This is a genomic window from Mycoplasmopsis canis PG 14, assembly GCF_001553195.1.
Classification (GTDB): Bacteria; Bacillota_I; Bacilli_A; order Mycoplasmatales; family Metamycoplasmataceae; genus Mycoplasmopsis; species Mycoplasmopsis canis.
This window is the reverse complement of sequence record NZ_CP014281.1, coordinates 87,921-111,362: the sequence shown is the minus strand read 5'-3', so window position 1 is coordinate 111,362 and position 23,442 is coordinate 87,921. Positions and strand designations below refer to the sequence as shown.

The following is a 23,442-nucleotide window of genomic DNA, read 5'->3' as shown; positions in this document are numbered from 1 at the left end:
TAGCTTCCATAACTTCATTTTTATTTTCTAAAATAGAAAATGTTTGAAGTGTTTGGGCGTCAACCATATTGTAATTATATAATTCAAACATATTGCCCTACTTTCAATTTTACTTACTTAATTTAATAAGTAAGTCAATTATTATAACATATATTACCGAAATATAATAGTATGCTTCTTGAGAAAAGTTTTTGTGAATATTCCAAAAGTTATTTGCAAGGATGTAATAAGAAATTGTAAAATAATTTTATTAAATTTTAAATGCACAAAAAGATATAGGAAAATAGAAAAATTTTAAAGTTTTCTCATTGTTTTTTGCTTACTTTTTTTAAAAAAGTAAAACTAATTTCAAATAATGCATTATAAATTTAGTCAATATCCATTTGTTTTTTCTGTAAATTTCTAGTTAGTTCTAGTTTTCTTTAGAATTTCCAAATAGTATCGATATTTTTTGCAATTTCATAATGAGTATATTTATTTTCTTTCTTTGATTGATATTCATTTTCCTAAATTTTTTATTATAATATTAATGTATCCTTTCTTATTTCACTACAATTATTTTATTAAAGGATACATAAAAACAAAGTCATATGCACGTTTAACTTGCATATGACTTTTCTAATTAATATATTTTTTTAAATTTAAATTAATTGGTGGTCTTCTAATGACTTTCTAATAGCATCAATAGCTTCTTGTTCATCTTCACCAGATGTTTTAATTGTAATCTCTGCACCATATTTAATCCCAAGTGCCATAATGTTCGTGATTGATTTTAAATTACCTTCACGTCCATTGTATGATAATTTTGCCTCTGATTTATATTTTGCAGCAATAGCCGTCACTAATGAAGTAGGACGAGCGTGTAATCCGATTGGATCAATAATTTTACATGTAAATTCTTTCATATTTTGCCTTTCTGTGTAAATAGATCTATATTTACAAATTATATCATAATTTTAAATTAATGTTTTTACTCAATCATAAAAGAAGTTCTCAAATTTATTATATTTTCTCTCATAATAAGGTTTTTTATGAAAATTAGAAGAATGTTTATCGTAGTCTTCGAAAATATTATTTATCTCAGAAACTACATTTCCTTGCAGTATATCTACAGTTTCGTATTGAGAAAACATACTTCTTGGGTCAAGGTTGTTAGTACCTAATCAAGCTACTTCATCATCAATTACACCCATTTTAGAATGTAAAAAGTGATTGTCATAAATTTTTACCTTTAATCCAAATTGAATAAATTTGTTCAACTGACTTAAACCAACTTTATAAACCATAGGTTTATCAGGAAGTCCTGGAAAATAAATTGTAACTTCAACCCCACTTTTTAGTGCAATTATTAATTGTTTTTCTAGTGATTTTGTTATCGTAAAATAAGGCGTTGCTATTTTTATACTTTTTCTTGCGTTAGCAAATGCAATTAATAAGAAATCTTCTATTGTTGAGTGATTATATGATGGAGAGTCTGTTAATAAAATTGCTTGGGAATTAGTTAGTAAATTATGATTACTATAATTTAGATAATTTTTAACATCTATCGATTCTTTTGCAATAAGTTTTCACAATTTAAAGAAATGCAATATATATTCGTTGATATATGGCCCTTGCATAATATAGTTAATATCTATTCAATGTCCATATTTAGGGGAAAGTGATGCATATTCGTCAGAAATATTATTCCCGCCTGAAAATACTTTGCTGGAATCTATAATAAAGAATTTTTGGTGGTTTCTACTAAATGATGAGTAATTGATGAAAGGATAATAAATTTTACCAATCATTTTAATCTTAAATGACTTTGACTTAACAAGATTTTTCAAATATTTTCTTTGTTTACCAATTGCTCCAAAATCATCAATTAGTCACTTTACTTCAACACCTTCTTTTTGTTTTTTCTTCAATATACTAATTATTTCTCTGGAAATCTCGCTATTTTTTATTATGTAAGTAACAATAAAAATGGATTTTCTAGCTTTTTTAAGCTCCTTAATTAACTTCTGATAAAAATTGTATCCTTCTTTTTCAAGCTCAATATTTACATCATAAGTTAAAGAACTTTTCTTTCTAATCATTTTTTGAATAACAGGATTTTTAGTTTCTTTCCCAGAACTTTTGATACTGTCTAAATAATAAGAAATCTTGTAATCAGGAAGTAAATCTAATTTTAGTTCAGCTTTTTTCTTAATATCTAATCCGAATATAAAAAATAGGATGTGGCCAATGACCGGAATAAATAAAACCAAATAAATTCAACTAAATTTAGCTTGATTATTTCTGTTTTGGCTATAAATAATTAGTGTTACAATAACATTCAATAAATAAATAACTACTAACAATAACCAAATTAAAAGATAATTAAAAAATAAAGTAGAAAAAATGATACCGCTAAAAATACCGATCGATATTAGTAATTGCAGTATAAATAAAATCATTCTTTTAATAGAAAATTTTACTGTCATTTTTTTCCTTTACTTTATTTTTTGTTTATAAAAGGTAATTGTATTTTTTTGAAATAAAAGTTTTCAGAAGGATAAATATCCTTTAATTTTTGCAAAAGCGATCACGCGAATACATCTTCGCTTAAATGTGGTATTTCTAGAATTTTAATACCTGTTTGATTATAATTTATCCATTCATTTCATTTAATGTCACTTGTTATAAATAAATCTATATTCATTTCTGAGTGCATTTCATTGATTTGTAAAACAGAACCTGAACCGCTTAAGATAGCTATTTTTTTAAATTTAGATAACTCTTGATCATTAAAATTAAGTCTTAAAGCGTTTGAATACCCAAATTTTTCTTCTATTAAACTAATAAGATTTATTCTTGGGTCATTTTCAAAAACAACACTATAAGTTGGTGAATTATTTGATAATAGTTTTTTATCTAATCCTAAAAAATTAAATATTTGATATGAAGTACCATGCAAATCGTAATCGAAGTTTGTATGTAGCGAATATGATGTAATTTGATGTTCCTTTAATTTTTTATAAATTTCTCTTTTATAAGGTGCTTGCACAAATTCTTCTTTTCATGTTTTATTAAATATAAAAGGATGGTGAGTTAATATTACATTAAATTTTCTTTTAATAGCTTCTTCTAAAACTTCTTTAGTTAAGTCAATAGCTAAAATAGCTCCAGAAAACTTCTTATTTTGCTGACTTTTTACATTATAACCAGTATAATCCCAAATTTCAGCATTATTTTCAGGATATAATTTTTTAAGATTCTCAATAAATGTTTTAACTGTCATGATTATGAAAAGTTTTTTAAAATAGGACCATATTTAGGGTGGTTTCTTAATTTCTTAAGAATTTTATTCTCTATTTGTCTAATTCTTTCTTTTGAAACATTATTTCTGGCTTTAGCTAATTCTTCAAGGCTATGAATTTCGTATGGATTACCATTTTCGTCTTCCCCAACACCGAATCTCTTGCAAATCAATTCTCTTTCATCAGGTTCTAATCAAGCAAGCATTTCTTTTAAAATTACACTTAATTCTTCTTTAGATGAGTGGTCTACAGGGTTAACAATATTATCATCTTTAACAAAATCACTAAATTGTGAATCGTTCTCTTTCCCCACTTGCTTATCTAAAGAAATAGGATCTGTATTAATTTTTCTAATATATCTAACTTTTTCAGGTGTAAAAGAATTCCCTATTCTCTTTGCTATCTCTTCATCTGAAGGTTCGTAGCCTAATTCTTGATGTAACTCACGTTCAACTTTAGAAACCTTATTAATTGTTTCAACCATATGTACAGGAACTCTAATTGTTCTCGCTTGATCAGCAACGGCTCTTGTTATTGCTTGTCTAATTCATCATGTGGCATATGTAGAGAATTTAAAACCTCTTGAAACATCATATTTTTGAACAGCTTTCATTATACCTGCGTTACCTTCAGAAATTAAATCGATAAACGAAAGACCTCTATTTTTATATTTCTTTGCATTATTAATAACTAAACGAAGATTTCTATTGATTAATGTATCTCTAGCTTTTTTTCCTCTAAATCCACCTTTAATCATTCTACTTGCAAGTTCTCGTTCTTCACTTTCAGTAAGAAGTTTACCATACTTACCTATTCATCTCATGTATCATTTTACAATGTCATTTGTTTCGGTCAATTTATTTGATAAATTTTCTGGTTTTTTATCTTCAGCAGAGAGCAATAAGGATGAATTATGATCATTAACATTTATATCCTCACCTATACCGAATTCATCATCGTCAAAGTCCTGATAAATGCTATCTTCTTGTTCTTCTTCCTCTTCTTCTTCATCATCTTCTTCATCTTTTTCATCGTAGGTAAATTTTTCAGGAGAAGTTAAATCATCATCTCAATCACCAAGTCCTTCAAGACTATCGTCATAATCTTCATCATCATCGTCATCAATATCTGTCATGTGAGCATCATCTAAATCATCTAAATTAGAATTATTATTTGATTCAAAATCATCATCATCAAAATGCTCTTTTGATTTCTTAGTTGTTTTAGGAGATTTGAAAACTTCTTCTTGTAATTCATCTAAATTTACATCATCAGTATCCCCTGAATCTAATTCATTATCCAATATGCCAAGATCAACTAATTCAAATAATAGATCATCCATTTGTTCATCTTCAACTTCTAAACGGTTTTTTAATAAAGCTTCCATAACTTCTTCTTGAGTCAGTTTGCTTCTTTTCATTCTTTTCATTTCTTTTTTTAGAAATGTTATAAATGGTTCAAATTCTTTTTTCATAAATCTCCTTTTATATTTTTTTGTTTTTAAATCTTTTTAATTCTTTCATTAGATATGAGTTTTGTTTTGGATTTGGTGTGATCTTTAATCTCTCATTTTCCTCTTTATAAGCATCAATTAATTCTTGCACTATTGGATTGAGAGATATTTGACCGTTATCATTAATTGTCTTGATAATATCATTAATATATCTAACATAAAAATCTCTTAATTCTTGTTCATTTACTTCTTTTTTAATCGAAGCAATTAATTCAAAAATTCTGGTATGCATATCTTTTTTTATTTTAATTATGGCTTCTTTGACTGTCGGTTCTTTTTGGTGACCTAAAAGATCAAAATAACCAAACGATTTATCTTTTATATCTTCATAAACCTTTTCTAATTGAGTTGGTTTGCTATAAAGAATATTTGAGTTATCTAAACTGTAAAATCTTTTAGCAAAATCAGGTTTTAAAATAAAATACATTAAAAATTTAATTCTTATATTAGTTGCGATCAAATCAGTAAAGTCTTTATAAGTAAAAATATTTTTATTAATATTTAAATGGTTATCATAGTATTCTTCAAAATTTGTGTTGATAAATTGCTTAACATCACTTAGCTTTTGTGCATTTTGTTGATTACTTGAGTTTGATAATGAACTTAAATCATAACCAAAGTCTGATTTAAATTTATTGAAGATATAAAATTTTTGATCATAATCTAGCAAACTCAAAAATGAAGATAGATCGTTCTCGAACTTTTTAATGTTTATGTAGTTGAAATCAGTTTTTAAATTGTGTGTATTAGTATAAAAATCATATATGAAATCAATGAAGGATTTTCTATTATTTAAAGTATAAAATAATGCTTCTTTTCCTTCTTTTTCTAATATTTCATCCGCATCCTTTTCAAAACTATTAGCTGAAACAAATATATTTGAAACATTATTTGCTAACAATGTTTTTATAGACTTAATTGTAGCGCTAATACCAGCTGAATCCTTATCTAAGAACAAAATAACAGAATATTTATTAATCAACCTTACATGGTCATTAGTAAGAGCAGTTCCCATTAATGCAACAGCATTTTCTATACCTGCTTTGTATAGTGCAATAACATCCATGAAACCTTCCACAATATATACTTCTTTGTTTTTTTCGATGGAGTTTCTTGCATTATCATAGTTATAAAGTATTTTAGATTTGTTAAATAATCTAGTTTCAGGTGAATTGATGTATTTTGGTTTTATTTCATTATTAAGAGCTCTTGCGCTAAAACCCACTATTTCACCTTGTGAATTTTTTATTCCAAAAGTTATTCTATTTCAAAAGAGTTCCTTAAAATCACTTGTTATTAAACCTGATTTATAAATTAAATCGTCTGAGAATTTAGAAGATTCTGATAAATATTTGTAAAGCTCATTACCTGGAGCAAAACCTATATTAAATGTTTTTCTCAATTCGGTATCCAATAAATTTCTCTTTTTAAGATATTCTTGCGCATCTTTATTGTTGAAAACTTTAACTTTATAAAAAGAATTAGTTATTTTTAAAACTTCTAAAATTTCTAATTCCTCTTCACTTCTTGTTTCCGCCTTCTTATTCATTTGACTTAAATCAAAATCTAGTGATAATTCTTTTGAAAAATAATCCAATGTTTCTAGATAATTTTTTCCCAGATGATTTTTAATAAATGTAATAACATTACCGCTTTCTGAACAAGCAAAACACTTATATATTTTTTTGCTAGGAGAAACTGTAAAACTAGGAGTATTATCTTGATGAAAGGGGCATAACCCAATATAATTATTGCCTTTCTTCTCTAATGATACGTAATTTGAAATTATACTAACGATATCCGCTTTGTTTAAAATATCATCATTTATTTTTTTAAAATCAATTTCATTCATAATTTGGTTAAATGTATTTATGTAAGTCGTCAATATTTATTCTTACTTGTGCCATAGTGTCTCTATTTCTTAATGTAACAGTATTATTTTCTAATGTATCGTAATCTACTGTTAAACATCAATATGTACCAATAGCATCTTGTCTTCTATATCTTTTTCCTATAGAACCAGATTCATCATACAACACTGAAATACCTTTATCTATTAGGGATTCAAAAATTTCTTTTGACTTATCACTAAGTTTTTTCACTAAAGGAAGAATTGCTACTTTATAAGGCGCAATTTCAAGAGGTAATCTTAAAACTACTCTTTTATCATCTTCACTTATTTCTTCTTCGTCGTATGCATCTGATAAGACAGCAAGCATTAAACGATCTAATCCTATACTTGGTTCAATTACATAAGGGATTATTTTGTTATTTGTTTCCGGATCTAAGTAATCAAGATTCTCACCAGTTGCTTTAGAGTGAGAACTTAAATCATAATCAGTTCTATTAGCAACACCCAATAATTCACCTCAACCAAACGGGAATTTAAATTCAATATCTGTTGTACCGGCTGAATAATGTGATAATTCTTCTTTCTCGTGTTTTCTTAATTTTACATTTTCTTTTTTAAGACCTAATTTCTGAACAAATTCATATGATTTGTTTACATAATAATCAAATCATTGATTAGCCTCTTCTGGCTTCGTAAAGAACTCTAATTCCATTTGTTCAAATTCTCTGGTTCTAAAAATAAAGTTTCCTGGGGTAACTTCGTTTCTAAAACTTTTTCCAACTTGTCCTATCCCGAAAGGTAATTTTGGTCTTGATGTTCTTAAAACGTTTTTAAAGTTCACAAAGATACCTTGCGCAGTTTCTGGACGTAAGAAAACTTTCGACTTAGAACCCTCAACAACTCCTTGATGTGTTTCAAACATTAAATTAAATTGTTTTATTTCACTTCACTCCGTTTTTGAACCATCATATTCTGGAAGATTATTAATAAGAAAATCTACCATTTCTTTATTTGACATTTTTTCCGGTATTATATTTTCATCAATTTCTTGAATTAACTTATCTGCTCTATATCTTTTTCCGTTCTTTTTATTTTCGATTAGCGGGTCACTAAAATTCGAAACATGTCCACTTGTTACTCAAACTTGTGGATTCATTAAAATTTTAGAATCAATTAAAAAGTTACTTGATTCTTTTAAAATAAATTCTTTTTTTCAAAAATCACGGATATTATCTTTTAAAAGCGCTCCTAATGGACCATAATCTCAAGTATTTGAAAGACCTCCATAAATTTCGCTACCTTGATAAACAAATCCTGAGTTTTTTAAATGATTAACAATGTTTTCCATAAAATTCTTATTATTTTGCATAGGTTTTTATTATATCAAAAAATCCACTTTTATTTTATAAATAAAAGTAGATTATAGATAAATATTTTAAGAATAGCTAATTATGATCATGATTAAGAAAAAAATGAACCAAATAACCAGGTTTAAAACATGAGGAAATGAGGTTTTAAAATAAAAACTATTTCTGTATTCTTCGTTAAGTTTTTTCTTATTTTCATAAATCATTTTTTCATTACTATTTAAATTTTTAAGCAACTTTTCTTCTTTATTTTGTCTATATGAAGAAGAATTATTTTTGAATTTACTTATAGTATTATTAAGTAATCCGATTTTTATACCCAAAAAAAGTAAAGAGGATATAAAGGTTACTATAACAGAGGTTCCTAGCGTATCAATAAACTTATAATTTTCGCACTTATTTCTTATTAAAAAATCTAATAAAATAACTAGACAAAATAATAATAAAAATGATAAAAGTATAAGGTATGTTTTTTTAGATTTAAATTGAAAACTAAAATATAATTTTCACATTTGTTTTTTAGTCAATTCATTTTTATTTTTCATCAGATCCCACTTTTTTTAATTGTTTCGAATATCTCACTATTTTTCTTGAAATCCTTTTAAAGATGAAGTTTATTAAGTAAATTTTTATTTTATTTAATGAATTATCTAATTCAAGTTCATTCTTAAAAACTAGGCTATTTTTTTTAAAATTGTAGAAAATATAAGAGTAAAAAGTTTTTTTCTTAAAACTAAATTTAATAGTCAAATAATCATGTTGTTCACGAGAAACGTTATCAACTTTATTTATTTCTAAGACCTTAATTTTTTTATGAATTCTCTCTCCTATGTGATAAAAATTGAGTATTTCAAGAGAGTTTTTATAACTAATTTTTATATCATTACTTGTTAAAAGTATATTTGAATTGCTTTCAATCATCTTTTTATATTTATAATCAAACAAGTTGTTATTAATTTTATAGTTGTATAGCATAAAACATAATTTTATGATAAACGGATAATTTACATAATTTAAATTATTATCAATATTTGATGAAAACTTGTTATCTGTAAAACTTAATAATATGTTTTGATTTCTTGAAATATTTTTATTTCAGTCAAAAGGAATTTTGAAAGTGGATAAAAGTTTTAAAATGTTTTTTGAAGTATAAAAAGGTATAAACAATTTATTTTTTTCTAAGATACCAGACTTTTTCCAGGTTAAATAATAATTATTTATAAATAAATAGATAAGTTGATCTTCTGTTAGTAAAATGTATTTATTTTTGGTTCAAACATATATTTTTATCTCATGTGCTGAATTTATGATGATCAACATGTCGGCTCTTTGGTAATTTAAACTTAAACTTTTCATAAATTTGAAATTAAATTTCTCAAAATAAGCGTTTTTGTTATAAGCTGAATTAATTCTATGAACTTTAAATCCTGATTTCGCTAGTAATTTACTCAAAATATACTCAGCTTCCGGATCTGATATTATCGTATAAACATTAAATGTAGGTTTCTTTGATAACGTTTCTAATCTAGATAAATAGGGTTTAAGAAATTTATCCGAATAGTTTTGTATAACTTTATCCAAATTAATAACTGTTGACTGAGAACTTTTGGAAAGTATAATAGGATTTTTGATATATTGAAAATCAGATATTATTTTTCTTTGTTCTTCTATTGATATTTCATTTTTTTTATTATAAAACTTAATGTAAAACTCTTGACTCTCTTTATCATAACTAACAAAAATACCATTATGAATTCCTGAAGCTTTAATTGATTCAAAAAATAAAAAATCATTAATGATTGTTGAATTATGAACATATGTTTCAATCTTGTATCTATTTAGAAATCTTGAAAAATATTCTTTTATTTGATTTATCTGTACAGAATCGAAATCACTACCTATTAATATTTTTGAATTTTTTGTTAAACCAGAATTTTTCAAAAAACTATTCAACAAGCTAATTGCTGTAAATGGATTTAAATGGTTAAAATTGTACATATTATCACCTTTAAATTTAATTCCATAAATACTTGGCGATATTTTGTTATTTTCAATTACTGCTTCTACAAAAGTTTTCTTAACATTAGTTACAAATTCTTCGAATGAGCCGCTAAAAATGGATTCATTTTTATAAAAACTAAATCATATCTTTAATGTTTCTATATTCATCAAAAAACCTTTCATTATTTTTTAAAATTTTATCAAATTTCAAGTAAAATTAATTTTATTATTAATGTAAAGATATTAATAGGAGGAATATGTCATTAAAAGCAGGAATTGTTGGTTTACCAAACGTTGGTAAGAGTACCTTATTTAGTGCACTTACAAAAAAACAAGTAGAAGCTTCTAACTATGCTTTCACAACTATTGAGCCAAATATTTCATCTGTTCCATTAATTGATCCAAGATTAAAACAAATTGCGGATTTAATTAATCCGGACAAAATTGTTTGAGCTACCTTTGATTTCGTAGATATAGCAGGCTTAGTGCAAGGCGCTTCTAAAGGTGAAGGTCTTGGTAATAAGTTTTTAGCTAACATAAGAGAAGTTGATGCCATAATACATGTCGTTAGATGCTTCGAAGATAAAAATATAATGCATGTTGCTAATTCTGTTGATCCGGTAAGAGATAAAGATGTTATAAATTATGAGTTAATGTTGGCAGACTTAGAAACAGTTACTAATGTTCTTAATAGAGTTGCTAAAAAAGCTAAATCAGGCGATAAAAATGGGATAATTGAGCAAAATGCTGCTTTAAAAGTTAAAGAAGCATTAGAAAACAATATTCCAGTAAGAGAAGTTTCATTAGATGAAAATGAACTAAAATTTATTAAGGGTTATCATTTATTAACATTTAAACCAATTATTTATGTTGCTAATTTAAGTGCTGAACAATTCACTAACTACAAGGAAGATAAATTATTTAATTATTTAAAAGATTCTCTTAAAGACTACGAAAAAATTATCCCAATTTCAGCACAAGTAGAATCAGAACTTTCGCAAATTGATGATGAAAATGAAAAATCTGAACTTTTAACTATGTATGGAATTGAAGTAAGTGGATTAGATGTTCTTACAAAAGAAGCTTTTGACTTATTGAATTTAGAAACTTATTTTACAGCCGGTAAAATAGAGGCTAGAGCTTGAGTTTATCATAAAGGATGAGAAGCACCAAAGTGTGCTGGAGTTATACATACAGATTTTGAGAAGAAATTTATTAAAGCTGAAGTAATAAGTTTTGAAGATTACGTCACATATGGCGGGGAATTGGGCGCAAAAAATGCCGGAAAAATGCGTCAAGAAGGTAAAACATATATCATGAAAGATGGGGATGTTTGTCACTTTAAATTTGGTAAGTAATTAAAAAAATATTCAGAATAATGTCTGAATATTTTTTTAATTAGTTTTTGAAGCGTTTATTAATTCATAGTACTTACTTTTATTATTCATTAATTCAGTGTGGGTACCTTTTTCTATTATTTGACCCTTATCAATAACAATGATTAAATCGGAATTAGTTATAGTGCTAAGTCTATGAGCAATAACAATAGATGTTGCTTTTTTAGAAAGTTGGTTCATTGAATCTTGAATTTCTCTTTCTGTCAATGAGTCAATATTAGATGTTGCTTCATCAAAAATAATGATTTGAGGTTGTCTATAACTAATTCTCGCAATTGAAACAAGTTGTTTTTCACCTTGTGATAAAATGCTTCCTGAATTATGTAATAAAGTATCAAGACCGTTCTCTAGCTTATTTACGTATTTAAGTAAATTAGCATCATTTATAGCTTTTTGAAGTCTTTGCTCTTCATAAGTGCCATTTATACCGTATTTAATGTTGTTCTCAAGAGTATCGGAAAAAATTTGAACTTCTTGTAAAACATAACCTAACATATGTCTTAATGACGCTTTTTTTATTTCTTTGATATTAATATTATCAATCAAAATTTCGCCTTCAGAAATTTCGAAAAACCTTCCTAATAAGTTAATTATTGTAGTTTTTCCTGCTCCTGTTTTTCCGACTAAAGCAACTTTTTGTCCAGGTTTAATTTCAAAACTAACATTACTTAAAGTTTGTTGATTATTATATGAAAAAGAAACGTTTTTAAAATCTATTTTTCCTTCATATTTCTTGATAATTTCGTTATTACTATTTTTTCAAACAAAAGTACCATCACTATTTTTAAATAAGAAGATATTACCTTCATCCAACTCGTCTTCTTCATCAAGTATTCCAAAAATTCTTTTTGAACCTGCTATTGCTCTTAAAATATCATTAGCATTTAGCATCAAAATCGAAATAGGATTTGAAAAACTCTTAGAAAATTGTGTGAATGAAATTAATGTACCGATTGTTAATCCGATTCCTGCTGTTTCGCCTTTTAAAAACAATATAGCACCAAATAATGCAATTGTCCCATAACCTATTAATCCTATATTAAAAGAGAGGGGGAAAAATAGTCCTGATATAGTGTAAACTTTTCTGTTTGTTTTTCTATACTCTTCATTTAATTTTCTATATTCATTGATAATTTCTTGTGGATTTGCAAAAATTCTTGTAGTCTCAAACCCTGATAAAATTTCTTCTGTATATCCTGATATATCAGCATTAATTTTTCTCTCATTCTTAAAAAATGATCTACTTTTTTTCATTAAAAAGTATGAAACTCCTAATATAACCAACATAAATCCAATCATTATAAATGTTAGTTGTCAGTTAAGTAAAAACATCATTACTAATGATATTGATAAAGTTAATATAGCATTAATAGTATTAGGTATTATATCTCTAAAGAAATTTTTTAGGGTTTCTATGTCGGAATTAAAAGCAGACATTATTGAACCTTTTAGTTCTTTATTTAAATAATCTAAAGGTAAATTCTGAATCTTGTGATATAAATCATCTTGAATTTTTTTCATAGTCCTAAAAGTTATTAAACTTAAAATAAAGTTACCAATAAACTTAAAAATTATTGAAAGCATAAATAAAAGAGCAGATAAAACAATAACAAGAGTGAAGAATTGCCAATCAAAATCATTAATATTTTTACTACTGTTTTCTGAAATGTAATCCTTTAGGACTGTATCGACTATAACTTTACCAATAAAAACTTGATTGTAAAGCATTCCTGAAATAGCTAAAACGTAAAGTATAAGACCAGAAATTAAAAGTAATTTATTGTTGTTTCATAAATATCCAAAAATTCTTTTTAATGAATTGCTTGTTTCTTTTTTATTCATATTAATCTGCCTCTATTACCGAATTTTGTGAATCAAAAATATCTTTATAGAACTTATTATTCTTTAGTAAATTTTCGTGATTATCAATATCAGATATTTCACCATTTTCTAAAACTAAAATTTTATCTGAGTCTTTTAATGTGGAAATTTTTTGGGATACAATAATTTTTATGCATTGTTCAATATTGTTTATTGTTGTTTTTAATGATTTCTCAGTCTTGCTGTCGACAGCACTTGTTGCATCATCGAGAATAAGCAGTTTTGGTTTCTTTAATAAAGCTCTTGCTATTGATAATCTTTGTCTTTGCCCGCCTGAAAAATTGCTTCCTTTAGGGTTAATCTTCATTCCTAGTTTGTCAGGGTGAGATTGAACAAATTCGTACATGTCCGCTTTTTTTAAGGAATCTCATATTTCTTCATCAGTAATTTTTGGATCCATTAGTTTAAAGTTTGATTCTATAGTTCCGTTAAATAAAATATTTTCTTGAAAGACTATTCCAATTTTTTCCCTTAATTTGGCAACATCATATTCTTTAATATTTATATTATTAATCAAAACTTCACCATCTGAAACATCATAAAACCTTGCAAATAACTTAAGCATTGTTGATTTACCTTCTCCAGTTTTTGAAATTATTCCGAAAGATGAATCCTTAGAAACTTTAAAATTAAGATTTTTTAATGTAAACTGTGTATTTGAAGGGTATTTAAATCATACATTTCTAAATTCAATTGTGTCAATATCAAAAACAGTAATAGGGTTATGTGAGTTTTTGATTTCTGTTTCATGGTTCAAAAGTTCTTTTAATCTTTTTGAACTAGGAACTGCTATGAATAAATTGAAACCAATATTTAATATACCTAGAAAAGATGATGTTATCATTCAAATGTAAGTACCGAATAAAACTATATGTCCCACCTTAATTTTTTCACTCAAAAATAAGTTTACACCTATTGTGGCTAAAAGTATTAAAGACATAAAAATGATTGTCATAAAAAATGATTCACCAATTGAGTTTGCTAGTACGATTTTTAAATTTGATTTTGTTAATCTTTGAGTGTGTGACTTTATTGAATTTAACTCATGAACTTCATTCGTATTTGCTTTTATTGTTTTTAATGAATTTAGATTTTCTTGTAATTTGTGGTTAAATTCATCATTAAATTTAAATAATTTTTTTATAACTTTTTTAACATAGAGCATAACCATAAACATAATTACGCTTAGTGGTATAGTTACTAAAAAAATATAAGATAATTCATATGATTCGCTTAACGCAAAGTATAATGCACTAGCAAATGTAAATATTGATCTAACAATAGAAACAACAATCATGGATAGTGTTCTTTCCATACTTGATACATCGGAATTTAACCTATTCATTATGGATCCAATAGTAAATTTATTTAGATCTTGAGGTGAAAATTCTTGAAGTTTCTCAAAAATTTTGTTTTTTATATTTGCGGAGAACTGTGTTGTAATTTTTGATATTAGAAAGATTTGAATAAATAATGATATTGACATGGATGAAAATATTAATAAGAATAAAATTCCACCATTCTTATAAACTAAATTCTCTTTTTCTGATTGGGTATACAACGTGTAATCTTTCGAATCATTTGAAATAATATTGATAATTTCTTGAACAAATCTTGGAGTCATTACTTCTAAAAATATTTGAATTGCAATTAATAAAATTGTTAGTAAAATAAGAAATTTTAGGCCTTTTGTGAAGTCTCAAATTCTTATTTTTTTTGTTTTATTTTTAATTAATTTTGTGTCCATCATTTATGCAGTTACATTCATAAATTTTTTGCTCATCAATTTTATAAATTGTTTCAAGTAATAAATAAAATTTGTTTTTAAAATCATCTGTTAAATAGTAATATGAAAATAAACCCTCTTTATTAGCATCTATTATATTTGCCTTTTTTAAGTCATTTAAATGTTTAGAAACATTTGCCTGTTTTTCATTTAATACGTTAACTAACGCTGTTACATCACACTCAATCTCGTGACATGTATATAAGTGCATAATTATATTTTTCTTTACCTTCTTAGATAAAAAAGATAAAGTCTCTTCTAATTCAATTTCTTTCTTTCTACTTTTCCTCATCATTTATCTCCGTAAAGTCCTCATCATTAAGTAGTCAGGTTGAAGTAAACTCATTCTTATTCTCATATATTTTAAAATTAGGAATTTCATATTCTTCTTCTACTTCATTCTGATCCAATTCATCAGTTTCGTATTTTGTTATTTCCATATCTATAGATCTTTTATCTTCTTCACTGTTTTCGCTAAGTTCTTCGCTATTTGATTCAAGATCTTCTTCTTGATTAAGTAAATCATCATTAAATTCATTATCATCGTGATTCTTAATAATATTTTTAAGTTCACTCATTAAATCATCTTTATTAATTAACGAATCTGTTGAATGTCCTATTTCGTTTAATTCTTCATCATTTAATAAATCATTATTTTGTGAAACATCTTTTTTATTCTCTTGGTTTTCATAGTTAAAATCAAAATATTCATGTTCACGATTTTGTATGTTAGTCGATACTTGTGAATCATCTTCTTCATCTTTTTCTTCGAACAAATATTCATCCTCTATATCTGAAGTTATTTTTGATGGATAGACTAAAGAAGAAACATCTTCTAATTCTTCATCCACTTCACTAATTTCATCCTGTAGATTCTCAATTTTAATTTCGCTCTCTTTTTCTTCGTCGCTATCAGCAACGTTATTCTCGTTTTCACTAAAGTAATTTTCTTGAATCACTTCTTCATCTTTGATATTTTCTTGAATCACAACTTCTTCAATTTTGCTATCTAATTCATTTTTGTCATTACTATCAAAACCAAAGAAACTTGATACTTGCGTTTTTGTGGTAACGTGTGTAGTCTTGTATTGTTGGTTAGAAGTTATTGTTGAAGTTTCTTCTGAATTATTTAATACTTTAGAAATATTTTTTTCAGCATTTTCTTTTATGTTTTCTAACTCATTTATTCCAGTAAGATTTTCTTTATTGTGAAATTGTTCGTTATTTGATTTGTTTAAAATGTATGAAGATGTAGGTTGAAAACTAGCAATGTTTTTTGATTCATTTTCAAGAACACCAAATCAATCATTGATTTTATTTTGTTGTGTAATTCATGAAATTGGTGTAATTATTTCTACATCGTATTTTTTAGATACTAAAAATCTATATCTATCCCTTATTTTCATATATTTTTCATTAGAATCATAACTAAGCATATCAAAGATAAATGATTTATATGGTTTTTGATTTTTAGTAACAACTAAATCAATATTAATAGAACCTACATTATAATTTTCAAAAAGTTCAAAACCATCTTTATTTTTAATTGAATTTAAAATAATTTTCTTAACAAGATCTCTAAATCATATTGAGTTTTGATCGAAATTATAATCGCTCTTATCAAATGTTTTAAAACTAAATAATTTTTTATCATCAACTGACTCTCCTGTTTTATTAAATGAATCATAGACCTCTTTTCTCTTTTCTTCATTTGATTTTTCAAGGAATCTTAATCATTCTTTAAAGGTTTCAAGATCATCAGCATGTGTGCCAGAAAGCTGAATATCGGATGAGTTAATAGTTTTTATAACTATCATTTTATCTTTCGCTCTAGATACAGCTACATTTAACGCATTTCTACCACCGGGTCTACAAATATATGTTGAAGATAATTTTGTTTGTTTATCATAAGATATAGTTGCTATAACAAGGTCAGCTTCATCACCTTGAATATTTTCTATATTTTTTATAAGGAGTTTTTTAGAATGTATCGCTTCTTCTAAGTCAGGGTACTTGTTTAAAATTAAGGAATTAATATATTCACTTTGTGAAATGTTAAAAGCGAGCAAAATAATTTTCTTATACTTATCAAGATTTTGTTGTAGTAATTCTATAGCCTTTAATGCTTCTGCTTCGTTTTTGCTGTCTTTTCATACGCCATCAACTTCAAAAACTTCTAATGGTTCACTTCCGAATTCTTCGTTAGCATCGACAACATCTAGTTGCGATTTATAAAAATGCTTTGAAGAGAAGGACATTAAAGCAGCGTGGTTTGAACGATAGTTTTTATCTAATAAAATTTGCGTAACATTTAACGAAGATGCATAATCCAAAAGCGAATCAACTTGCCCAAATATTGTGTCATCGGTACTTCTTGTACCAAATCAGTTACTAGGTCTCATTTGTTCAGGATCTCCTGCAAGAACTTTTTTCTTAGCAAGATAAAGAATTGGGAGTCCTTTTTCAATAAAGATCTGACTTGATTCATCCATAATAGCATAATCTAGTTCTTCTTTTGATCATGGTGATAAATCTGTGTCAGGTGTAGCGACAATAATTGGGAAAATTATTTTTATTATTTTAGCAAACTTCTTAACAAATCTATAAGGTTCAAGATTTTCAATTCTAACATGCTGAGCAAAGTCTTGATACTCTTTCTTTTCAGCTTCAGTCATTTGTTTGAATTTATCGTTAATTCTCTCTAAAATTATTTTGTGAATAATTTTCTCATCTGAAATCATTTGTTGAAAATCAATTTCATTTGATAGTTCAATGAGTTTATTTATTTTATTAATTATTTCACCATTAAACTCGTTTTTAGCAATTTCATGAAAGAATGAAACTAAATCTGAAAAGTTACCATCAAATTGAGCAAAATTATTTTTAATATCTTCACCTACTTTTTTAACTTTTCTATATTTTGATAAAAATATCATAAATTTTAATCCATTTTCTTTAATCATGGCTTTAACAATATCTTCATCACTTAATTTATTTTCAGGGTAAGAAATATCGGATGGTAGATTGATTAAAAACTCAATATCACCAGAATAATTTGGGTTCTTTCTATATTTTGATAAATAGTAGTAAGCTCTCAAAATGTTTTGTATACTATCATTGTTTAGGATATCATTTACTAATTCAAGATATTTTATTTCATTAGAACTTATTATAGGTGTGCTTTGAGATTTAACTGGATCATTGAATCCTTCTAGTAAATCTAAGTAATTTCTTATAGGTTCATAAAATCTTTTTTTATTAACATTCTTTGATTTAAGCATAAATAAACAAAAATCTCTTAATGAACCAAGTCTATCCTTAATAACATCTAATGCTGCTTTTTTTTGTGAAGCAATAATTGCTGTTTTATTATAAACAAGAATGTTTGTGATTAAGTTAACTATTGTTTGTGATTTACCTGTTCCAGGTGGACCTCAAATTATGGTATGTTGATTTAATGCAGATATAACCGCTTTATCTTGAGAAAGGTTTGAAGGAGTTATTTTAAATATTGAAATTTTAGGGTTATTAATATGTTTCTTAATTGTATCTCAATAAACATTTTTATTGATTTCAACATTTATTATTGTGTCAATTTCATCTTTTTCAATGATTTCTTTCATTCTATTTCTAGAGTACCCACCAGTTGGTTGAAAAATACCCAAAACAGCCCCAGAATGGAAAACAATATTTTCGTTATCAATTTCTCCAGAACCTTTTACTTGAAAATCAGAAAAAACATCTTCTGGTAGTCTGTATAGGTTTTCTCAGTCACTTTTTAGTATTTCAACAATAGATTTCATCTTTTGTTCATTAAGATTACTATCAATATGTAGGTCTATTCCGTTGTTTTTTAAGAAAAACATTATTTTTTCATTTATCTTGATTTCACCTTCACTCGTTAGAAATGGCTTACCATTTTTAAACTTAATGAAAACTTCCTTTAAAAATAAAGGAGCATAAATTATTTTTTCTTCAATTTTCAAACTAGTAAAAATAAAACCAATGTATAAAGGTCAAATGTTTGTTTCTTCTAATATTGAGTTAGCATTTGAGTCAAGACTCTTTCACTGTGATACAGAGTTTTGGATTTTATGTTCTACAATATTTAAAATATTTCTTTTGATTTCAGGAAAATCATTTTTAGATTCAATAAATCTTTTTAGAGGTATTTTTCTTGTATTTTTATTAAAAACAATATCTCTTAATTCTTCTATTGAAGATGAATTTTCGATTTGTTTTTTAAATTGTAAAAGAACTCCGTCTAATAAAGTTATTTCGAATTTTTCGTTATTTAATATGCTTTCAAACTCATCATCTGAAAGCATATTCTTTAAGTCAAAAAAATTGTTATTATCAATTTTTGTAAAAATAGATGAATCGTTAGGTTGAACATCTAGCAAATTATTTAATATTGTGTTATATTTATCGTGTTTATTTGACATAAATTTACCCCTTATTTTATTTTTTTAACAAATTATATACAGCTCTTGAATATACCCCAAAAACAATGGATATAACAGAACTTTTTACAAATATTCCACTAACTCCCTTCATTTTTTTAATTTCCTCTAACTTAACTATAGAAATTTCTTTTATTTCAAATTCTACGCTAGAAGGTCTTAATTTTTTTATTATAAAGTTATCTTTTCCTAAGTTTTCTACCAAGTCATTAATCTTAAATGGTAAACTATCAATTTGATATATTTTATTTTTTTCATGATTGATTTTTTTTCTTCATTTTAATCAAATTAAACCAAATGTAATTATAGATAGGAAAACTACTTTGAACTTATTATTTATCATATTATATATGATACAATATTTTGAATATTTCTTAAATATATAACTTTTAATCTATAGTGGTCAAGCTCATCACAATTTTATTTTTATTATTAAAAATATTTTTTGTTATAATAAACCTATGAAAAAATTAGGAATAATAGTAGACTCATTCTCATGTTTAACAAAATTAGAAGCTGAAAACTTGGGTTATAAATTCTTGCCTTTACAGGTGGAAATTGATGGCACAGTTTATTTAGATGGTATAGATGATAGAAAAGAAATTTTAGAAAAAATTGCAAAGGCTAATAAAATTTTAAGTTCTCTACCTAAATTAGAAACTATTGAAAAAGTTGTTACAGAAGCGTCAAAAGAATATGATGAAGTTATATTTTTAGGTATCTCATCTAAACTTTCAAGCACAGCTAATTCAGTGCGTACAATAGGTGCCGATCTTGGTAATGTGTTCGTTATGGAAAATCATTTAATTGGTGATCAAATAACAAGAACAGCAGAGTACTTTAAAGAACTATATGAGCAAAAAAATTATTCTATTGACCAATTATTTGAAGAATTAAACTGAATAAATGAATCTTCTATAACAACAATAGTTCCAGAAAATATTGATTACATGATAAAGGGTGGAAGACTTTCAAGTTTTAAAAAGTTTTTATTAACAAAAATACCAATGTTACCAGTACTTTCATATGAAGAGGATGGAACTGTTAAGTCTATAAGTTTAAAAAGAACGGTATCTAAAGCTGTTGAATGAGCAGTAGAAAATATTGTTGAGTTTTGTGAAGAAAGAAAAAATGATCTTAAAGATTCTAAATTCGTAATTACTTTTATACATGGTATAAAAGACGAAATGACAAATATTGTAAAAAATAATAAATACTTTAAACCAACTTCAACATTTTTAACACCTTCTGTCGTAGCTGTACACACAGGCCCTGAAGCTTTAGCTCTTTCAGTTATGCCTGAATTAAAAATTAAATAATGAAAAATAATAAAGAAAAAAAAGCCGGAAATCAACAATATACAAGATTAGTAAATAATATAATAACCGAAAACAAAACTACTGGAGAGTCTAAAAAAAGTTATTATAAAAATAGTATTATATATGCTTTTGCAATAATATCTATTTTTATCATTATAGTATTAACTGTAGTTATATTTGTCTTTTTATTTAAAAATTAAAACTACCTGATGGTAGTTTTATAATTCAATTTTAACAATCCTATTTTTGCCATTTATATCTTTTATAATTTCTAAGTTATAATCTTTTTTTAGTGAATTTCACCACTCGAAATGAAGTGGATTAATTTCAAAATATATTAATCCATTTTTCTTCATAATTTTTTTAGCATCTTTTAAAATTTGCTTATAAAAAAATAATCCATTATCTTTAGCAAATAGTGCATCATGAGGCTCAAAATCTAGTACCGAATTTGATAAAGTTTCTTCATACGAAATATAAGGAGGATTTGAAACTAAAATATCAAAGTCGTTTTCCTTGATTTCCCTAAAAATATCACTTTTAATTACGTTCACATGAAGATTGTTTTTTTGTGCGTTTATTTTACTTTGCTCAATGGCATCATCAGAAATGTCACTCATATAAATATCTCAATTTGGTCTTGCTTTTTTTAAAGCTAAACCAATAAATCCTGAACCAGTACATAAATCTAAAACTTTTAATTTTTTGTTGTAATTATTGTCATCTAACACCTTAATAATTAATTCTTCTGTTTCGTATCTTGGTATTAATACTTTTTTAGAAATATCAATAATTACGTTTCTCATTTCTATATAACCAATAATTTTTTGAACTGGCATCCCTTGTTTTAGTTGTTCTTCTTCAAAAAAAGATACAGTTTCTTCAAGTCCGTATCTTCTTTTTTCTAATAATAAATCTTTAACTGTTGGCATTAAATCCCGGCTTCTTTAATTTTTTCATTTTGTTCTTCAACAAGTAATGCATCAATTATAGAATTTAATTTACCTTCCATAACAGGAGAAAGTGTAGTTGAATGTCCTATTCTATGGTCTGTAACTCTATCTTGTGGATAATTATATGTTCTAATTTTTTCTGAACGAGCACCTGAACCTGCAAGTTTTCTATACCCTGATTCTTCCTCTTGCTTTTTCTGTAATTCAATGTCATATAATTTTGATTTAAGAATTCTCATTGCGATTTCTTTGTTTTGAATTTGACTTTTCCCTTCTTGACAGCTTACAACTATTCCTGAAGGAAAATGAGTTATACGAACAGCTGAATCAGTTGTGTTAACTGATTGACCACCATTACCACTTGAACGGAAAACATCGATTCTTATATCTTCTGATTTTATCTCTACATCAATATCTTCATCAATTTCAGGCATAACAGTTACTGTTGCTGTTGAAGTATGTACTCTTCCTTTTGTTTCGGTAACTGGAACACGTTGAACTCTATGTACTCCTGATTCAAATTTTAATTTTGAATACGGTTTATCTCCTTTAACCGAAAAAGTAACTAGTGTAAATCCTCCCGCTTCCGCAGCAGTAGAATCTAATAAAGTTATTTTCATAGAATTTTGAGCAGCTCATTTATTGTACATTCTAAAAAGATCTCCAGCAAAAATATTTGCTTCATCTCCGCCGGCAGCACCTCTTATTTCTACAATAACATCTTTTTCATCGTTTTCATCTTTTGGTAAAATTAAAATTTTTAGCTCTTCAGATAACTTTTCTAAAATGTCTTCATTTTCCTGAACTTCAATTTTTGCTAACTCTATTAATTCCTCATCTTTCTCGTTAGAAAGCACTTCTTTAGCTGATTTTAAATTTGATTCTGCATTCAAATATTTGTAAAATGTTTCAACAATATCTTTAATAGAATTTATCTCTTTATTTATTTTTGTATATTTTTTAATATCTCCAATAACCTCAGGGTTTAGTAAGTCTTTTTCAAGTTCTTCATATTTATCTTTAATCTGAGTTAATGACTTGTACATAGTATTTTCCATAGTTACTTTATTTTACCATAAATTAAAAAAATATTTCTTGTGATGTTAATAAATGTATATAATTTATTTAAATATTTTAAAAATTAAACTAAGGAATGACTAAATGATTTTTGATAAAATAAAAAATGCAAACAAGTACAGAACTAAATATCCTGAGCTAAATAAAGCACTTGAAATTCTTGAAAATTACAATTTTGATTCATTGAAGTTAGGTATCACCAACATTAATGAATCAATTAAAATAGTTAAAAGAAATTACATTGAAAAGTTTCAAAATATCGATTTTGGAGAAATACATAAAGATCATGTAGATATTCATATTTATGCTGGTCAAAGCAATGAATTATTCCATTTTGAAGAAGATCCGATTTGAAAAAAAGAAGATATTTTAGAAGAAAGTATTCAAAATGATGTTATCTTTGTTAAAACAAAAAAACCTAATAATTATATTGTTTTAGATGAAGGTAAGTTTGCTTTGTTTTTCCCTGGTGAGTTACACTGTCCACTTATAATGGATAAAAATCTAAAAGAAATTACCAAAGTTATAATTAAAGTAAAAATTTCATAA

The 23,442-nt window shown here is 25.8% G+C and carries 19 protein-coding genes; 4 read left to right on the top strand and 15 right to left on the bottom strand.

From position 1 onward, the window contains the following. Positions 1-641 precede the first annotated feature (641 nt). The 8 genes from AXW82_RS00450 to AXW82_RS00415 form a co-directional block, all read right to left on the bottom strand. Complete coding sequence (locus AXW82_RS00450) at positions 642-905, bottom strand: HPr family phosphocarrier protein (protein ID WP_004795063.1); 264 nt, start codon at positions 903-905, stop codon at positions 642-644. Between the two features lie 51 nt (positions 906-956). After that, positions 957-2,468 carry a phospholipase D-like domain-containing protein gene (locus AXW82_RS00445; RefSeq protein ID WP_004795065.1) on the bottom strand — a complete coding sequence of 504 codons (1,512 nt, stop codon included), beginning with the start codon at positions 2,466-2,468 and terminating at the stop codon, positions 957-959. 14 nt (positions 2,469-2,482) lie between these two features. Beyond that, positions 2,483-3,265, bottom strand: a complete 783-nt coding sequence (locus tag AXW82_RS00440) for a Nif3-like dinuclear metal center hexameric protein (RefSeq protein WP_004795066.1) — start codon at positions 3,263-3,265, stop codon at positions 2,483-2,485. A 2-nt stretch (positions 3,266-3,267) separates the two neighbouring features. Then, the gene (locus tag AXW82_RS00435; RefSeq protein WP_004795068.1) at positions 3,268-4,758 is read right to left on the bottom strand and encodes an RNA polymerase sigma factor; all 1,491 of its coding nucleotides are present in this window, start codon (positions 4,756-4,758) and stop codon (positions 3,268-3,270) included. 10 nt (positions 4,759-4,768) lie between these two features. After that, on the bottom strand, positions 4,769-6,649 hold the full coding sequence (dnaG, locus tag AXW82_RS00430) for a DNA primase (RefSeq protein WP_223212176.1): 1,881 nt from the start codon (positions 6,647-6,649) through the stop codon (positions 4,769-4,771). Positions 6,650-6,656: 7 nt separating this feature from the next. Next, positions 6,657-8,018 (bottom strand): glycine--tRNA ligase, encoded by a 1,362-nt coding sequence (locus AXW82_RS00425; RefSeq protein WP_318023602.1) that lies wholly within the window; start codon positions 8,016-8,018, stop codon positions 6,657-6,659. Between the two features lie 66 nt (positions 8,019-8,084). Further along, the gene (locus tag AXW82_RS00420) at positions 8,085-8,561 is read right to left on the bottom strand and encodes a hypothetical protein (RefSeq protein ID WP_004795075.1); all 477 of its coding nucleotides are present in this window, start codon (positions 8,559-8,561) and stop codon (positions 8,085-8,087) included. Further along, a complete protein-coding gene (locus AXW82_RS00415) occupies positions 8,551-10,200 on the bottom strand; it encodes an MAG5620 family putative phospho-sugar mutase (protein ID WP_223212175.1) in 1,650 nt (549 codons plus the stop codon). Before AXW82_RS00415 ends, AXW82_RS00420 begins: the two co-directional genes overlap by 11 nt. A 74-nt stretch (positions 10,201-10,274) precedes the next feature. Here AXW82_RS00415 and ychF point away from each other — a divergent pair, with 74 nt between their 5' ends. Further along, complete coding sequence (ychF, locus tag AXW82_RS00410; RefSeq protein WP_004795078.1) at positions 10,275-11,375, top strand: redox-regulated ATPase YchF; 1,101 nt, start codon at positions 10,275-10,277, stop codon at positions 11,373-11,375. A gap of 36 nt (positions 11,376-11,411) precedes the next feature. Here ychF and AXW82_RS00405 read toward each other — a convergent pair whose 3' ends face one another. Genes AXW82_RS00405 through AXW82_RS00385 form a run of 5 tightly spaced genes read right to left on the bottom strand, consistent with a single transcriptional unit; the run spans position 11,412 to position 19,887 of the window. Beyond that, positions 11,412-13,256 (bottom strand): ABC transporter ATP-binding protein, encoded by a 1,845-nt coding sequence (locus tag AXW82_RS00405; protein WP_004795080.1) that lies wholly within the window; start codon positions 13,254-13,256, stop codon positions 11,412-11,414. Between the two features lies 1 nt (position 13,257). Next, positions 13,258-15,042: an ABC transporter ATP-binding protein gene (locus AXW82_RS00400; protein ID WP_004795081.1), complete on the bottom strand. Its 1,785-nt coding sequence runs from the start codon at positions 15,040-15,042 to the stop codon at positions 13,258-13,260. Then, a complete protein-coding gene (locus AXW82_RS00395; protein WP_223212173.1) occupies positions 15,023-15,376 on the bottom strand; it encodes a helix-turn-helix domain-containing protein in 354 nt (117 codons plus the stop codon). Before AXW82_RS00395 ends, AXW82_RS00400 begins: the two co-directional genes overlap by 20 nt. Then, positions 15,360-19,526, bottom strand: coding sequence for a DEAD/DEAH box helicase (locus AXW82_RS00390; protein ID WP_004795085.1), 4,167 nt, complete (start codon positions 19,524-19,526; stop codon positions 15,360-15,362). The genes AXW82_RS00395 and AXW82_RS00390 overlap by 17 nt, the downstream gene beginning before the upstream one ends. A gap of 16 nt (positions 19,527-19,542) precedes the next feature. Further along, on the bottom strand, positions 19,543-19,887 hold the full coding sequence (locus AXW82_RS00385; protein WP_004795087.1) for a PTS sugar transporter subunit IIABC: 345 nt from the start codon (positions 19,885-19,887) through the stop codon (positions 19,543-19,545). A 118-nt stretch (positions 19,888-20,005) separates the two neighbouring features. On the opposite strand from AXW82_RS00385, the gene AXW82_RS00380 reads away from it, so the two are divergent. Together AXW82_RS00380 and AXW82_RS00375 are read left to right on the top strand one after the other, a co-directional pair. Then, complete coding sequence (locus AXW82_RS00380) at positions 20,006-20,863, top strand: DegV family protein (RefSeq protein WP_004795089.1); 858 nt, start codon at positions 20,006-20,008, stop codon at positions 20,861-20,863. Further along, positions 20,863-21,063 (top strand): hypothetical protein, encoded by a 201-nt coding sequence (locus tag AXW82_RS00375; protein WP_004795090.1) that lies wholly within the window; start codon positions 20,863-20,865, stop codon positions 21,061-21,063. The genes AXW82_RS00380 and AXW82_RS00375 overlap by 1 nt, the downstream gene beginning before the upstream one ends. 18 nt (positions 21,064-21,081) lie before the next feature. Here AXW82_RS00375 and prmC read toward each other — a convergent pair whose 3' ends face one another. Then, positions 21,082-21,795 (bottom strand): peptide chain release factor N(5)-glutamine methyltransferase, encoded by a 714-nt coding sequence (gene prmC / locus AXW82_RS00370; protein WP_004795092.1) that lies wholly within the window; start codon positions 21,793-21,795, stop codon positions 21,082-21,084. Next, complete coding sequence (prfA, locus tag AXW82_RS00365; RefSeq protein ID WP_004795094.1) at positions 21,795-22,874, bottom strand: peptide chain release factor 1; 1,080 nt, start codon at positions 22,872-22,874, stop codon at positions 21,795-21,797. Before prfA ends, prmC begins: the two co-directional genes overlap by 1 nt. 103 nt (positions 22,875-22,977) lie before the next feature. On the opposite strand from prfA, the gene AXW82_RS00360 reads away from it, so the two are divergent. Then, a complete protein-coding gene (locus AXW82_RS00360; protein WP_004795097.1) occupies positions 22,978-23,442 on the top strand; it encodes a YhcH/YjgK/YiaL family protein in 465 nt (154 codons plus the stop codon).